The sequence below is a fragment of the Pseudomonas fluorescens genome (genome assembly GCF_040448305.1).
In the GTDB taxonomy this organism is placed as follows: domain Bacteria; phylum Pseudomonadota; class Gammaproteobacteria; order Pseudomonadales; family Pseudomonadaceae; genus Aquipseudomonas; species Aquipseudomonas fluorescens_BH.
The window spans coordinates 5548264-5563523 of sequence record NZ_CP148752.1 but is presented as its reverse complement, the minus strand read 5'-3'; the positions used below and the strand labels follow the sequence as shown (position 1 = coordinate 5563523).

General features: G+C 60.6%; 13 protein-coding genes. 7 read left to right on the top strand and 6 right to left on the bottom strand.

Annotation, left to right across the window (positions count from 1 at the left end):
* Position 1 precedes the first annotated feature (1 nt).
* Entirely contained in the window at positions 2-1150 is a 1149-nt protein-coding gene (locus WHX55_RS25260; protein WP_150757950.1) for a pyridoxal phosphate-dependent aminotransferase, read from the top strand.
* On the top strand, positions 1138-1929 hold the full coding sequence (locus WHX55_RS25255; RefSeq protein ID WP_151213886.1) for an amidohydrolase: 792 nt from the start codon (positions 1138-1140) through the stop codon (positions 1927-1929). The genes WHX55_RS25260 and WHX55_RS25255 overlap by 13 nt, the downstream gene beginning before the upstream one ends.
* Positions 1930-2114: 185 nt before the next feature.
* Here the strand turns inward: WHX55_RS25255 and leuA are convergent, their stop codons facing one another.
* The 3 genes from leuA to xseA all read right to left on the bottom strand — a co-directional run bounded on the left by leuA (position 2115) and on the right by xseA (position 6451).
* Complete coding sequence (gene leuA / locus WHX55_RS25250) at positions 2115-3794, bottom strand: 2-isopropylmalate synthase (RefSeq protein ID WP_150726779.1); 1680 nt, start codon at positions 3792-3794, stop codon at positions 2115-2117.
* Between the two features lie 452 nt (positions 3795-4246).
* Positions 4247-5068, bottom strand: a complete 822-nt coding sequence (locus WHX55_RS25245; RefSeq protein ID WP_353741531.1) for a peptidoglycan DD-metalloendopeptidase family protein — start codon at positions 5066-5068, stop codon at positions 4247-4249.
* Between the two features lie 3 nt (positions 5069-5071).
* Positions 5072-6451: an exodeoxyribonuclease VII large subunit gene (xseA, locus tag WHX55_RS25240; RefSeq protein ID WP_150757947.1), complete on the bottom strand. Its 1380-nt coding sequence runs from the start codon at positions 6449-6451 to the stop codon at positions 5072-5074.
* A gap of 100 nt (positions 6452-6551) precedes the next feature.
* On the opposite strand from xseA, the gene WHX55_RS25235 reads away from it, so the two are divergent.
* A complete protein-coding gene (locus tag WHX55_RS25235; RefSeq protein ID WP_151213888.1) occupies positions 6552-7319 on the top strand; it encodes a sulfite exporter TauE/SafE family protein in 768 nt (255 codons plus the stop codon).
* A gap of 138 nt (positions 7320-7457) precedes the next feature.
* Here WHX55_RS25235 and WHX55_RS25230 read toward each other — a convergent pair whose 3' ends face one another.
* Genes WHX55_RS25230 through WHX55_RS25220 form a run of 3 tightly spaced genes read right to left on the bottom strand, consistent with a single transcriptional unit; the run spans position 7458 to position 9853 of the window.
* Positions 7458-7865: a DNA polymerase III subunit chi gene (locus tag WHX55_RS25230; protein ID WP_150754499.1), complete on the bottom strand. Its 408-nt coding sequence runs from the start codon at positions 7863-7865 to the stop codon at positions 7458-7460.
* Positions 7866-7873: 8 nt separating this feature from the next.
* Positions 7874-8302 carry a DNA polymerase III subunit chi gene (locus WHX55_RS25225; protein ID WP_353741530.1) on the bottom strand — a complete coding sequence of 143 codons (429 nt, stop codon included), beginning with the start codon at positions 8300-8302 and terminating at the stop codon, positions 7874-7876.
* A gap of 60 nt (positions 8303-8362) precedes the next feature.
* A complete protein-coding gene (locus WHX55_RS25220; RefSeq protein ID WP_151214029.1) occupies positions 8363-9853 on the bottom strand; it encodes a leucyl aminopeptidase in 1491 nt (496 codons plus the stop codon).
* A gap of 308 nt (positions 9854-10161) precedes the next feature.
* Between WHX55_RS25220 and lptF the strand changes: the two genes are divergently transcribed.
* The 4 genes from lptF to lepB all read left to right on the top strand — a co-directional run bounded on the left by lptF (position 10162) and on the right by lepB (position 15165).
* Positions 10162-11280 (top strand): LPS export ABC transporter permease LptF, encoded by a 1119-nt coding sequence (gene lptF, locus WHX55_RS25215; protein WP_150726774.1) that lies wholly within the window; start codon positions 10162-10164, stop codon positions 11278-11280.
* A complete protein-coding gene (gene lptG, locus WHX55_RS25210; RefSeq protein WP_150726773.1) occupies positions 11273-12334 on the top strand; it encodes an LPS export ABC transporter permease LptG in 1062 nt (353 codons plus the stop codon). Before lptF ends, lptG begins: the two co-directional genes overlap by 8 nt.
* Positions 12335-12505: 171 nt before the next feature.
* Entirely contained in the window at positions 12506-14305 is a 1800-nt protein-coding gene (gene lepA, locus WHX55_RS25205) for a translation elongation factor 4 (RefSeq protein WP_150754497.1), read from the top strand.
* A 5-nt stretch (positions 14306-14310) separates the two neighbouring features.
* The gene (lepB, locus tag WHX55_RS25200) at positions 14311-15165 is read left to right on the top strand and encodes a signal peptidase I (RefSeq protein ID WP_150754496.1); all 855 of its coding nucleotides are present in this window, start codon (positions 14311-14313) and stop codon (positions 15163-15165) included.
* Positions 15166-15260 lie beyond the last annotated feature (95 nt).

The following is a 15260-nucleotide window of genomic DNA, read 5'->3' as shown; positions in this document are numbered from 1 at the left end:
GATGATCACCAGCAAGCTGCCGAATGTCGGCATCACTATCTTCACTCAGATGTCACAGCTCGCGGCTCAGACCGGCGCGCTCAATTTGTCCCAGGGCTTTCCCGATTTCGATGCCCCGCAGGCCCTGTGCGATGCGGTCGGTCGGCATATCGCCAGTGGCCATAACCAATATTCGCCAATGACCGGGCTGCCCGCCTTGCGTCAGCAGATTGCGGCAAAGATCACCCGTAGTTACGGCGTGCAGGTGGATGCCGATAGCGAAGTGACGGTCACCCCCGGCGCGACCCAGGCGATTTTCTGTGCCATTCAGGCGGTTATCCACAGCGGTGACGAAGTCATCGTGTTTGACCCGGCGTACGACAGTTACGAACCTTCGGTAGAGCTGGCCGGCGGTCGTTGCGTGCATGTGCAACTGGGCCTGAACGACTTCAGTATCGACTTCGAGAAGCTTGCCCAGGCACTCAGCCCGCGCACGCGGATGATCATCCTCAACACCCCGCACAACCCCAGTGGTGCATTGATCAGTCGTGCCGAACTCGACCAGTTGGCAGCCTTGATCCGCGATCGCGACATCTATGTGATCAGCGACGAAGTCTACGAGCACCTGGTGTATGACGGTGTGCCCCACGTCAGCGTGCTGGCCCATGAGGAACTGTATCAGCGTGCCTTCGTGGTCAGTTCGTTCGGCAAGACTTACCACGTCACGGGCTGGAAAACCGGCTATGTGGTTGCGCCACCGGCCCTGACGGCGGAGCTGCGCAAGGTGCACCAGTACGTCAGTTTCTGCGGCGTGACCCCGCTGCAATACGCCTTGGCCGATTACATGGCCGAGCATCCCGAGCACGTCGAGGAGCTGCCGGATTTCTATCAGGCCAAGCGTGATTTGTTCTGCGATCTGCTGGTGCCGTCGCGTTTTAGCTTCACCCGGGTGACCGGCACCTATTTCCAGTTGGTCGATTACTCGCAGATCCGTCCGGACCTCAATGATGTCGAGATGGCCCTGTGGATGACCCGCGAGCACGGCGTGGCCAGTATCCCGATCTCGGTGTTCTACCAGACGCCACCGGTCGGCCAGCGTCTGGTGCGGCTGTGCTTTGCCAAGCGTGAGGAGACCCTGCGTGAAGCAGCGGAAAAACTATGCGTGATCTGAGTGCATTGCCGAAGCTGACCGTTGCGCTGATCCAGACTTCCCTGGCCTGGCACGACCGCCAGGCCAACCTCGAGCATTTCGAGGCGTTGCTGGAACAGGCTCGCGGCGCCGACCTGATCATTCTGCCGGAGATGTTCACCACCGGTTTTTCCATGGAGTCCGAGACCCTCGCCGAAGCGGAAAACGGCCCCACCAGCAAGTGGCTGCGGGTTCAGGCGGCAAAGCTTGATGCAGTGATCACTGGCAGCGTGATCGTCCAGGCCGCTGACGGCAGTCATCGCAATCGCCTGCTGTGGGCGCGCCCGGATGGCGAGGTGCTGCATTACGACAAGCGTCACCTGTTCCGCATGGCCGGTGAGCATAACCACTACACCCCCGGCGAACGTCAGGTGCAGTTCGAGCTCAAGGGCTGGCGAGTGCGACCGCTGATCTGCTACGACCTGCGCTTCCCGGTGTGGAGCCGTGACGCCCAGGACACCGACCTGCTGCTGTACACCGCCAACTGGCCCGGTGCGCGGCGCCAGCACTGGAACCGCTTGCTGCCGGCGCGGGCGATCGAGAACCTGTGCTATGTGGCGGCGGTGAACCGCATTGGTACCGATGGCAAAGGTTTTGCGTATACCGGTGACAGCCAGGTGCTGGATTTCCAGGGTGAGACGCTGCTCAGTGCCGGAGAGGCTGACGGGGTGTTCAAGGTGGTGCTGGATGCGGCAGAGTTGGCGGCGTATCGGCAACGGTTTCCGGCGAATCTGGATGCCGATACCTTCGAGTTCACCTGAAATCTTTACTGTCTGACAGGGCCCCATCGCGAGCAAGCTCGCTCCCACAGTGGGTCGGTGTGAACGCGGTCACTGTGGGAGCGAGCTTGCTCGCGATGGGGCCGGGACAATCAACACAAAAACAGGCAGGCAAACAAAAAGGCCCCAAGGTTCGCACCTTGAGGCCTTTTGCATTTCAGCGACGCTTACGCCGCTTTCGCTTCCGGCTGGCTCAGCGAGCGGTTCAGTGCGCTGAACAGGGCCTTGAAGCTGGCGGTGGTGATGTTTTCGTCGATGCCGACGCCATGCACCGCACGTTCGCCGTTCACTCGCAGTTCAATGTAGGCCGCAGCCTTGGCATTAGTGCCCGCGCCGATGGCGTGCTCGTTGTAGTCCATGATTTCCACCGGTACCGGCAGGCCGGCCACCAGTGCTTCCAGGGCGCCGTTGCCCTTGCCGCGCCAGTGCAGGTTGGTCTCGCCCTGGCCTTGGCTGGCCACTTCCACTTCAACGGCGCTGTGACCGTTTTCTTCCTGCAGGCGATGGCTGACCAGCGCGTACGGGGTGTTGGCCTGCAAGTATTCGCTGTGCAGCAATGCGTGGATCTGCTGGGCGGTCATTTCCAGGCCGAGGCGGTCGGTTTCACGCTGCACGACCTGGCTGAACTCGATCTGCATGCGACGCGGCAGGCTGATGCCGTATTCCTGCTCCAGGAGGTAGGCGATGCCGCCCTTGCCCGACTGGCTGTTGACGCGGATGACCGCCTCGTAGCTGCGGCCGATGTCGGCCGGGTCGATCGGCAGGTACGGTACTTCCCACAATTCGTTTGGCTTCTGCTGGGCAAAGCCCTTGCGGATCGCATCCTGGTGCGAGCCGGAGAATGCGGTATGCACCAGGTCGCCGACGTACGGGTGACGCGGGTGCACCTGGATCTGGTTGCACTCTTCGACGACTTTGCGCACGCCGTCGATGTCGGAGAAGTCCAGCTCAGGGTTCACGCCCTGGGTGTAGAGGTTCAGGGCCACGGTCACCAGGTCGACGTTACCGGTACGCTCGCCGTTGCCGAACAGGCAGCCTTCGACGCGGTCGGCACCGGCCATCAGGCCCAGTTCGGTGGCGGCAACGCCAGTGCCACGGTCGTTGTGGGTGTGCAGGCTGATGATCACGCTGTCACGACGGTTGATGTGACGGCCGAACCATTCGATCTGGTCGGCATAGATGTTCGGGGTCGCGCATTCCACCGTGGCCGGCAGGTTGAGGATCATCTTGTGCTCGGGCGTCGGGTTCCAGACTTCGATCACCGCGTCGCAGACTTCCTTGGCGAACTCCATTTCGGTTGCGCTGAAGGTTTCCGGCGAGTATTCGAAGGTCCACTCGGTGTTCGGCTGCATGGCCGCGTATTTGACGAACAGCTTGGCGGCGTTCACGGCGATGGCCTTGACCCCGTCCTTGTCCTGGTTGAAGACAATGCGGCGGAAGGAAGGGGAGGTCGCGTTGTACAGGTGAACGATGGCTTTCTTCGCGCCGCGCAGGGATTCGAAGGTGCGCTCGATCAGGTCTTCACGGCCCTGGGTCAGCACCTGGATGGTGGTGTCGTCCGGGATGTGGTTGCCTTCGATCAGGGTGCGAACGAAGTCGAAGTCGGTTTGCGAGGCGGCCGGGAACGATGCTTCGATTTCCTTCACGCCGACCTGTACCAGGGTTTTCCAGAAGCGCAGCTTCTTGACGGCGTCCATCGGTTCGATCAGCGACTGGTTGCCGTCGCGCAGGTCGGAACTGCACCAGATCGGCGCGGCGGTGATGGTTTTCGATGGCCAGGTGCGGTCCGGAATATCGATGGTCGGGAACGCGCGGTATTTCGAAGACGGGTCTTTGAGCATGCTCATCAGGAAATCCTTATTGTGTTGGCCGAAAAAAGGCGGCCTGCCGGTGGATCAAAAGTTCTTGGACTAACGATTGGGACGAGGCACCACGATTCAGCCCGGCAGTCGTGCACTGACGAGGCACAGGCTGCGGTGCTGGCGGAGCTGAATGAGGGTGTGAGAGGTTTTCATGCTTTCAACCCTAACCTTGGGGGGGAAAGATGGCAAGCAGTCGAAAAAAATTGAGAGGAATACTCGTGAGCGGGTATTTATCGAGATTTTATTGCTGTGATTGGCAGTGATTGTTTTGTTGTTTGCGCGAGGTTTGAGTGGTGCGCAATTGATGAGGTGACGCTGCCGGACTGCTTTCGGTGTCTGTGATATTGCCATCGCGAGCAGGCTCGCTCCCACAGGTACAGCGCAATCCCTGCAGGAGCGAGCCTGCTCGCGATGAGGCCGGTGGCCTTATTTGGGGATCAGGGCTGAAACGCACCAATGAAGATAGCCGGATCGACCCGCGCATCGTTCAGGCTGATATTCCAGTGCATGTGCGGTCCGGTCGCTCGGCCAGTCGCCCCGACCTTGCCGACCACGTCACCACGGGCCAGTGGCTGCCCCACCTTCACGTCGATTTTCGACATGTGGCAGAACATGCTGATAAAGCCCTGTCCATGGTCGACGAATACCGTGTTGCCATTGAAGAAGTAGTTGCCGATCAGGATCACCTTGCCGGCAGCCGGGGTCTTGATTGGCGTACCGCCGGGTACGGCGAAGTCCAGGCCAGAGTGGGGGTTGCGCTCTTCACCGTTGAAAAAGCGCCGCACGCCGAACTTGCTCGACAGCGGCCCGTTCACCGGTTTGTCCAGCAGCAGGTTACTCGGGGTGTTGGGGCTGAACGTGCGGTAGGCAGTAATCTGCTCGGCCAGTTCACGCTCGATGCGCTTGAGATTTTCCGGGTCCGGATTGACCTGTTGGGTGTTCTTCAGGGTGATGCGCTGTTCCGGGTATTTCTTGTTGCCAACCGTAAAGTTCAGATTACGACCGCCGCTGCTGACCGATTGAGCCCCCGGCTTGACCGTCAGCGGTACGCCGACAATGGCCAGCCAGTTGTTCTGCTCCTTGACCACCAGTACCGGTTTGCCTTGATAAGTGGCTTTTGGCGCCTGGGCGGACGTGCCCAGGTCCACCACCGCCACGCCGCCCGGCACTGGTTTGTTCAACTGGCGGGTGATGTAGCTGTCGGCGTGGGCGTTGAAGGTCAGGAGCAGCAACAGCAATGGAGCAAAGAAACGCGGCATGGATCAATCCAGTAAAGAAAGGGTGACAGGCGTCAGGTGATTGTCTTCGACCCGTACTTGCAGTTCACCTTCGCCCAGTTTGGCCTTGAGGCGCTGGCCGGTATGGGTTTGCGCGGCGTTGCGAATCGCGTTGCCGCGCTCGTCCAGCAAGATGCTGTAGCCGCGGCCGAGGGTCGCCAGCGGGCTGACCACGTGCAGCGTCTGCATCTGGCTGTGCAGTTGCAGGCGACGGTTCTTCAGCCCTTCGCGGATCGCGCGCGGCAGGCGTTCGGCCAGGCCGTCGAGGCGCTGGCGCAGCATTGCCAGTTGCCGGCCAGGATGTTGTGCGGCCAGACGGGTTTCCAGGCGGATCAAGCGTTCGCGACGGGTGTTGAGGCTGCGCTCGAACGCGCGGCGCATGCGCATGTCCAGGTCATCCAGGCGTTGCGCTTGCTGGCGTAAACGTTCGCCGGGATGACGCAGGCGCCGGGAAATGCCTTCCAGGCGCAGGCGGTCGCGCATCAAGCGGTCACGCATGCGCATCACCAGCCGTCGGTGCAGGCTTTCGACCCGACGCACCAGATCGCTGGAGTCCGGTGCCAGCAATTCGGCGGCAGCGGAAGGGGTGGGCGCGCGTACGTCGGCCACGAAGTCGCTGATCGATACGTCGGTTTCATGGCCGACCGCGCTGACAATCGGCGTCACGCAAGCGTCTACGGCGCGGGCCACGGCTTCTTCGTTGAAGCACCAGAGGTCTTCCAGCGAACCGCCGCCCCGGGCCAGGATCAGGGCGTCGAAACCGCGGGCATCCGCCAGTTTCAGGGCGCGGACAATCTGCGCGGTGGCTTCGCGGCCCTGTACGGCGGTAGGGATCAGGGTTAATTGCACCTGCGGTGCACGACGGCGGAACACGCTGATGATGTCGCGGATCACCGCCCCGGTGGGCGAGCTGATGATGCCGATGCGTTGTGGATGAGCCGGCAGCGGCACCTTGCGTTCGGCACTGAACAGGCCTTCGGCGCTGAGCTTTTCCTTGAGTGCATCGAAGGCCAGGCGCAAGGCGCCATCGCCGGCCGGCTCCACGGTGTCGAGGATCAGCTGATAATCACCGCGCCCCTCGAACAGCGAGACCTTGCCGCGGACCTTGACCGCCAGGCCGTCTTTCAAGGCCTGGCGCACCCGGGCCGCGTTCTGCCGGAACAGCGCGCAACGCACCTGGGCGCCGCTGTCCTTGAGGGTGAAATACACGTGGCCGGACGCCGGGCGGGCGAGGTTGGAGATTTCGCCTTCGACCCAGATGTTGCTGAACACGTCTTCAAGCAACACCCGCGCGCGGCCGTTGAGCTGGCTGACGGTCAGGACTTCGCGGTCCAGGCCGAGTCTTGCAAAGGGATCTTTAATCATGGGGCGCAGTTTAATGGCATTCGGTGGTCAATCTCCATGTGTCAGCACAATTCCCTTGTAGGAGGTAAAGTCGCCAACGGTATTCAAGGAAGATTGGAGAGTGAGTGTGTTTGAGCTGTTAAACCAATGGCCCTTCGGCCCGCTGGACTGGCTGATCATCGGTGCAGGCGTCGCCCTGGCCTACATAGTGTTCGGCATCGCCGGTTTTGGCACCGCACTGGTGGCGGGGCCGATTCTGATTCTGTTCATGCCGCTGTCGAAGATCGTGCCCTTGCTGGTTTTGCTCGATTTTGTCGCGGCATTCGGCAACCTGTTGCCCTCGCGGCGTGATGTGGCGAAACCGGAACTGCTGCGCTTGCTGCCGTGCATGGCGGTGGGCTGCACCCTCGGCGTGATATTCCTGCTGAACCTCAAGTCCGATCTGTTGCTGCTGCTGATGGGGCTGTTTATCAGCGCCTATGCCATTTACACCCTGTGGATAAAGGTCCGTCCGGCGCAGTTGTCCGCCGCGTGGGCGCTGCCGATGGGAACGGTGGGCGGAATGTTTGGTGCGTTGTTTGGCAGCGGCGGCTTTCTCTATGCGATCTATCTGAACAGCCGGTTGCCCAAGGAGGCGGCTCGGGCCACCCAGAGTGCGCTGATCAGTTGCAGTACGGTGGTGCGTTTGAGCCTGTTTGCAATCGCCGGTGTGTATGCCGATTTGCCGTTGCTGGTGCTGGCGGTTTGTCTGTTGCCGGCGATGGCGCTGGGGCTGTGGTTCGGTCGACGGCTGACCATGAGGTTGTCCCGCGAGGCGTTCGTGCGGCTGGTGACGTGGCTGGTGCTGGCGAGCGGGATCGCGTTGGTCGGGCGTTATCTAAGCACCTGAAGATTCAACCTGTGGCGGGGGCTTTTTTTGGGAGCGAGCTTGCTCGCGATAGCGGTCGAATGGTCACATCGATGTTGAATGTGATGCCGTCATCGCGAGCAAGCTCGCTCCCACAGAAGAGCCGCCACCGCAAGTTGTTCAGTCGTTGTACTGGCTCAACAACCGCTCAAGCCGCGCACTGAGGCGACGTTTGATTTCGGTCTCGATGTGCGGGGCGAAATCGTCGATCACGTCTTGCATGATCAACTGCGCGGCGGCGCGCAATTCGTTGTCCAGGTGCAGCAAGTCATCCGGGTTCTTGCTGGCGGCAGGCGTCGACGCTGCAGCGGTGGCGGGTTCAACGATGGGGGCAGGGGTTGTCGGTACGACGGGTGGCGAAGGCTCGCTCACGGCGTCGAACAACATCGGAATCTGTTCCTGGTCGCCGTCCTCGACCGTGTCGGTCAGCAGGGGCGGTTGCAGGTTGTCATCGCCGAGCAACTGGCGGATCGACTCAAGGTCGTCCAGCAGGTGCGCGGACTGTTGCAGCGGTTTTGGAGTGTCCATTGGAAGGCTCAGAGTCGCTGTAAACGGTGATCTTGCAGAGGATAGCCCTGTTCGCGGTAGAAACGAAAACTCTCCCGCGCGGCCGCTCTGATCGTCGGATCCTCCACCACCACTTCCGCCACTCGGGCGAACCTGTTGGCGAAGGCCGGGACTTTCAGGTCGAGATTGACCAGCAAATCCTGATGCTGACCGCAGTCATCGCCCAATCCCAAAACAGTCAAACCCTCAGGTTCGCTGTCGGCAGGGCCGTGGGGCACGAAGCTTTCGCCCTTGAACGCCCACAGCCGCGCATCGAGATCGTCACGCTGGGCCGCATCGCTGCAATGCAGGTAGATGCGGTGGCCCATGCGCCAGGCTTTCTCGGTGAGCTTGCAGGCAAAGTCCAGGCGTGCCGAAGGATCGGCGCTGGGCAGGATATAGAAATCGACTTTGGTCATTGCGGTTCCAGAGCGGCAAGCGGCGTCACCGGGAAGTGACGCCGCCGCCCATCAACGGTTTCAGGCTTTGGCGCGGTCCAGCAGGTATTGGGTCAGCAGGGGAACCGGACGGCCAGTGGCGCCCTTGTCCTTGCCGCCGCTGGTCCAGGCCGTGCCGGCGATGTCCAGGTGCGCCCAGTTCAGGTTCTTGGTGAAGCGCGACAGGAAGCAGGCCGCGGTGATGGTGCCGGCTTTCGGGCCGCCAATGTTGGCGATGTCGGCGAACGGGCTGTCCAGCTGTTCCTGATACTCATCGAACAGCGGCAGTTGCCAGGCGCGGTCGTCGGCCGCCTTGCCGGCGCTCAGCAGTTGGTCGATCAGTTCGTCGTTGTTGCCCAGCAGGCCCGACGTGTGGGAACCCAGGGCAACCACGCAGGCGCCGGTCAGGGTCGCGATGTCGATGACCGCTTGCGGCTTGAAACGCTCGGAGTAGGTCAGGGCGTCGCACAGCACCAGACGGCCTTCGGCGTCGGTGTTGAGGATTTCCACGGTCTGGCCGCTCATGGTGGTGACGATGTCGCCCGGGCGCGAAGCATTGCCGCTCGGCATGTTCTCGGCGCAGGCCAGGATGCACACCAGGTTGATCGGCAGCTTCAGTTCGAGCACGGCACGCAGGGTGCCGAACACGCTGGCGGCGCCACCCATGTCGTACTTCATTTCATCCATGCCGGCGCCCGGCTTGAGGCTGATGCCGCCGGTGTCGAAGGTGATGCCCTTGCCGACCAGTGCGTACGGCTTCTCGGATTTCTTGCCGCCGTTGTATTGCATGACGATCAGGCGCGGAGGCTGGGCGCTGCCCTGGCCGACGGCGTAGAACGAGCCCATGCCCAGGGCCTTGATCTTCTTCTCGTCGAGGACTTCGACTTTCAGGTCCTTGAATTCCTTGCCGAGGTCTTTCGCCTGTTCACCGAGGAAGGTCGGGTGGCAGATGTTCGGCGGCAGGTTACCCAGGTTGCGGGTGAAGGCCATGCCGTTGGCGATGGCGGTGGCGTGGGTCACGGCGCGTTGCACTTCAGCCTGGGCGGCCTTGATGGTCAGCAGGGTGATTTTCTTCAGGGCGCGGGGTTCGGCTTTCTGGCTCTTGAACTGGTCGAAGCTGTACTCGCCGTCCACCAGGGTTTCGGCCAGCAGGCGGGTCTTGCCGTAGCTGTCGCGGCCTTTGACGACCACTTCATCCAGCGCGAGCACTGCATCGCTGCCGCCCAGGCCTTTGAGGGTATTGAGGATGCCGGCGATGATTTTGCGGAACGGGCGGTCACCCAGCTCGTCGTCCTTGCCCACGCCAACCAGCAGCACGCGCTCGGCCTTGAGGTTCGGCAGGCTGTGCAGTAACAGGCTCTGGCCAACCTTGCCGGCCAGGTCGCCGCGCTTGAGCACTGCGCTGATCGCGCCGCCGCTCAATTCGTCGAGTTGTCTGGCAACCGCGCCGAGCTTGCGGCCTTCGCCGACGGAGACCACGAGAGTGGCGGTCTTCAACGTTTCGGGGTTGACGCTTTTTACAACCAGTTCCATGTCCGGGTCCCTGAATTGATGGTTATCACGCATGCGCCCGACACCTTATGTGCGTCGATTGCTTATAAATAGAAAGGCGCCAGGATCGACCGGCGACAAAGGCCGCAGTTTGAACCTCGCTACCGGCGGCTGACAACCCTCGGTTGTACGATCTTCAACGCTTTGACAGGCTGCTTGAGCTTGCGCAGTGACAGGCGCACCCAATCACAGGATAATGCGCCATCTTTTTTCGGCGGCTCTGCCTTGCGGGCTGTCCGATACGTTTGCTTGTTTGGCCGCCTTAGCCTGACAACCCTGGAGTGTCTGGTTTGATCGTCTTCCGTTATCTATCCCGCGAAGTCCTGTTGACCTTGAGCGCCGTCAGCGCCGTGCTGCTGGTCATCATCATGAGCGGCCGCTTCATCAAGTACCTCGCCCAGGCGGCCTCGGGCCTGCTGGATCCGGGCTCGCTGTTCCTGATCATGGGCTTTCGCCTGCCAGGGTTTCTCCAGCTGATCCTGCCGCTGGGGCTGTTTCTCGGAATCCTGTTGTCCTACGGACGCCTGTACCTCGAAAGCGAAATGACCGTGCTCTCGGCCACCGGCATGAGCCAGCAGCGGCTGTTTTGCATGACGCTGTTCCCGGCCACCCTGGTTGCGCTCCTGGTGGCGTGGTTGAGCCTGAGCCTGGCGCCACAGGGGGCCAATCAGTTTCAGTTGCTGCTGAACAAGCAGGATGCCCTGACCGAATTCGATACCCTGGAGCCAGGGCGCTTCCAGGCCCTGCGTGACGGCACCCGGGTTACCTACACCGAGCGCATGTCGGATGACCGCGTCAATCTGGGTGGTGTGTTCATCTCGCAGAAAAACATCAGTTCCAATAACAAGGATCGCGGGATTTCTGTGCTGGTGGCGGAAACGGGGCGTCAGGAAATTCGTCCGGACGGCAACCGCTACCTGATCCTTGATAACGGCTATCGCTATGACGGTAGTCCGGGGCAGGCCGACTACCGGGCGATCAAGTACGACGAGTACGGCGTATTGCTGCCAAAGCCGGACGTCAGCGACGAAGTCACCGACCGTGACGCGATGCCGACCAGTACGTTGATCGGCAGTGAAGACATTCGCATGCGCGCAGAGTTGCAATGGCGCCTGTCGCTGCCATTGCTGGTGTTCATCGTGACCTTGATGGCGGTGCCGCTGTCGCGGGTCAATCCGCGTCAGGGCCGATTCCTCAAATTACTGCCGGCGATTCTTCTTTATATGGCTTACCTGACCATTCTGATTGCCGCCCGTGGTGCCCTCGACAAGGGCAAGATCCCCGCGGTGTTTGGTTTGTGGTGGGTGCACGGGATTTTCCTGTCCATTGGCCTGGGCCTGCTCTATTGGGAACCCTTGCGCTTGAAGATGGCGAGTCGCCGCAGCGCGCTGGAGGTGGCCCGTGGTTAAGCTGGATCGCTACATTGGTAGCAGCGTGTTCATGGCGATTCTGGCGGTGCTCGGGATCATTCTTGGTCTGGCGACACTGTTTGCCTTCATCGACGAGATGGGTGAAGTCAGCGATACCTACACCCTGGTCGATGTGCTGAGTTATGTGTTGTTGACCGCTCCGCGCCGGATGTACGAAATGCTGCCGATGGCCGCGCTGATCGGTTGCCTGATCGGTCTGGGCAGTCTGGCCAGCAACAGTGAGCTGACGATCATGCGCGCCGCCGGTGTGTCGACCGGCCGGATCGTCTGGGCGGTCATGAAGCCGATGCTGGTATTGATGCTCGCCGGTGTGCTGGTCGGCGAGTACGTCGCCCCACCTGCTGAAACCGCTGCGCAGGCCAATCGCTCGCTGGCCCAGGGCAGCGGCGATGCACAAAGCGCCAAGCACGGCTTGTGGCACCGCCAGGGCGATGAATTCATTCACGTCAACTCGGTGCAACCCAACGGCATCCTGTATGGCGTGACCCGCTATCGTATCGACAGCGAACGGCACATGTTGTCGGCGAGCTTCGCCAAGCGTGCCGAGTTCGACACCGATCACTGGCAGTTGACGGATGTCACGACCACGTTGTTCCACGAGCGCAGCACTGAAGTGGTGTCGACTCCGGTCGAGCGTTGGAACGTGGCCTTGAGTCCGCAATTGCTGAGCACTGTGGTCATGGTGCCAGAGTCGCTGTCGATAAGCGGGTTGTGGGGTTATATCCACTATCTGGCGGACCAGGGGTTGAACAACAGCCGCTATTGGCTGGCATTTTGGGTCAAGGTGTTGCAGCCGCTGGTGACTGCCGCTCTGGTGTTGATGGCGATTTCCTTCATCTTTGGTCCGCTGCGTTCGGTGACCTTGGGTCAACGGGTGTTCACCGGCGTGCTGGTGGGCTTCACCTTCCGCATCGTTCAGGATCTGCTGGGGCCTTCGAGCCAGGTGTTCGGCTTCCCGCCGTTGCTTTCGGTGCTGGTGCCGGCAGGTGTTTGTACCGTGGCGGGGCTCTGGTTGTTGCGTCGAGCAGGCTGATGGCGGGCATTTTCCGACCGCATTGACGATAAAAAACGCCCTTGTCGCAAGACCGGGGCGTTTTTGTAGGTGCCGTCTGACCTGCGAACGTGACGCTTGCGCCGCGGATCAGGTACAATTCCCGGCTATTTTTCGGCGGGCTATGCCTGCAGCCTTTTTGAGTGTTGATCCGTGAGTGATTTGAGTCATATCCGCAATTTCTCCATCATCGCCCACATTGACCATGGCAAGTCGACGCTGGCCGATCGCTTCATCCAGATGTGTGGCGGCCTCGCCGAGCGCGAAATGGAAGCCCAGGTCCTGGACTCCATGGACCTTGAACGTGAGCGCGGGATCACCATCAAGGCGCACAGCGTCACCCTGTATTACAAAGCTCGCGATGGTATCAACTACCAACTCAACTTCATTGACACCCCCGGCCACGTTGACTTCACCTATGAGGTGAGCCGTTCGCTGGCCGCCTGTGAAGGCGCGCTGCTGGTGGTCGATGCCGGTCAAGGCGTTGAAGCTCAGTCGGTTGCCAACTGCTACACGGCGATCGAGCAGGGCCTGGAAGTGATGCCGGTGCTGAACAAGATCGACCTGCCACAGGCCGATCCGGACCGTGTTAAAGAAGAAATCGAAAAAATCATCGGCATCGATGCCACCGATGCGGTCGAGTGCTCGGCCAAGACCGGTCTGGGCGTCGACGAAGTGCTCGAGCGCCTGGTCGCCACCATTCCTGCACCGACCGGCAACTACGAAGATCCGCTGCAAGCGTTGATCATCGACTCCTGGTTCGACAACTACCTGGGCGTTGTTTCCTTGGTACGCGTGCGCCACGGCCGTGTGAAGAAGGGCGACAAGATCCTGGTCAAGTCCACCGGCAAGATCCACCTGGTAGACAGCGTCGGTGTATTCAACCCGAAGCACACCCCTACCGCTGACCTCAAGGCCGGTGAAGTGGGCTTCATCATCGCCAGCATCAAGGACATTCACGGTGCGCCAGTGGGCGATACCCTGACCTTGAGCACCACGCCGGACGTTGACGTGCTGCCGGGGTTCAAGCGCATCCAGCCGCAGGTCTATGCCGGTCTGTTCCCGGTCAGCTCCGACGACTTCGAAGACTTCCGCGAGGCGCTGCAAAAGCTCACCCTGAACGATTCGTCGCTGCAATACACGCCGGAAAGCTCCGACGCACTGGGCTTCGGCTTCCGTTGCGGCTTCCTCGGCATGCTGCACATGGAAATCATCCAGGAGCGCCTGGAGCGCGAGTACAACCTGGACTTGATCACCACGGCGCCGACGGTAATCTTCGAGCTGTTGCTCAAGACCGGCGAGACGATCTACGTCGATAACCCGTCGAAGCTGCCGGATCTGTCTTCCATCGAAGACATGCGCGAGCCGATCGTGCGCGCCAATATTCTTGTGCCGCAAGAGCACCTGGGCAACGTCATTACCCTGTGCATCGAAAAACGTGGTGTACAGGTCGACATGCTGTTCCTCGGCTCCCAGGTACAGGTGACCTACGACCTGCCGATGAACGAAGTGGTGCTGGACTTCTTCGACCGCCTGAAATCCACCAGCCGCGGCTATGCTTCGCTGGACTACCATTTCGATCGTTATCAATCGGCCAGTCTGGTGAAACTGGACGTGCTGATCAACGGTGACAAGGTCGATGCCCTGGCGCTGATCGTGCACCGTGACAACTCGCACTACAAAGGTCGCCAGTTGACCGAGAAGATGAAAGAACTGATTCCACGGCAGATGTTCGATGTGGCAATCCAGGCCGCCATTGGCGGGCAGATTGTGGCGCGGACAACCGTCAAGGCGCTCAGAAAGAACGTATTGGCCAAATGCTACGGTGGTGACGTCAGCCGTAAGAAGAAGCTGCTGGAAAAGCAAAAGGCCGGTAAGAAACGCATGAAGCAGGTCGGCAACGTGGAAATTCCACAGGAAGCCTTCCTTGCAGTGCTCAGGTTGGATAGTTAGGTCCTATGTCACTAAATTTCCCGCTGTTGCTGGTCATCGCCGTGTTCGTCTGCGGCCTGTTGGCGTTGCTCGATCTGTTGGTCCTGGCCCCGCGTCGGCGTGCCGCCATCGCCTCCTATCAGGGCAGCGTCAGCCAGCCTGACATGGTCGTGGTCGAGAAGCTGAACAAAGAACCGCTGCTGGTTGAATACGGCAAGTCGTTCTTCCCGGTGTTGTTCATCGTGCTGGTGCTGCGTTCGTTCCTGGTGGAACCGTTCCAGATTCCTTCCGGTTCGATGAAACCAACCCTGGATGTCGGCGACTTCATCCTGGTGAGCAAGTTTTCCTACGGGATCCGCTTGCCGGTGATCGACAAAAAGGTCATCGAAGTCGGTGATCCGCAGCGCGGCGATGTCATGGTGTTCCGCTACCCGAGCGATCCGAACGTCAACTACATCAAGCGTGTGGTTGGCTTGCCGGGCGACACGGTTCGTTACACTGCCGACAAGCGTCTGTTCGTCAACGGCCAATCGATTGCCGAGCAACTGGTCGGCTCCGAGCCGGGCACGCTGGGCAGCGCTGAGCTCTACAAGGAAAAACTCGGCGCGGCCGAGCACATGATCCGCAAGGAAATGAGCCGCTACCGTGCAATGCCGGACCATTCGTGGACCGTGCCGACCGGGCACTACTTCATGATGGGCGACAACCGCGACAACTCGAACGACAGTCGCTACTGGGATGATCCGAGCATTCCCAAGGATCTGCTGGGCATGGTTCCCGACAAGAATATCGTCGGCAAGGCCTTTGCGGTCTGGATGAGCTGGCCGGAACCCAAACTCAGTCACCTGCCGAATTTCTCGCGGGTTGGCCTGATCAAGTAATCAAACACGGCGCTGTTGAACACAGCGCCGAATGCATTTCTGGAACCTGAAGAAGGTGACAGAAAAAGCATGAAGCCAATGATATTCAGGACGTT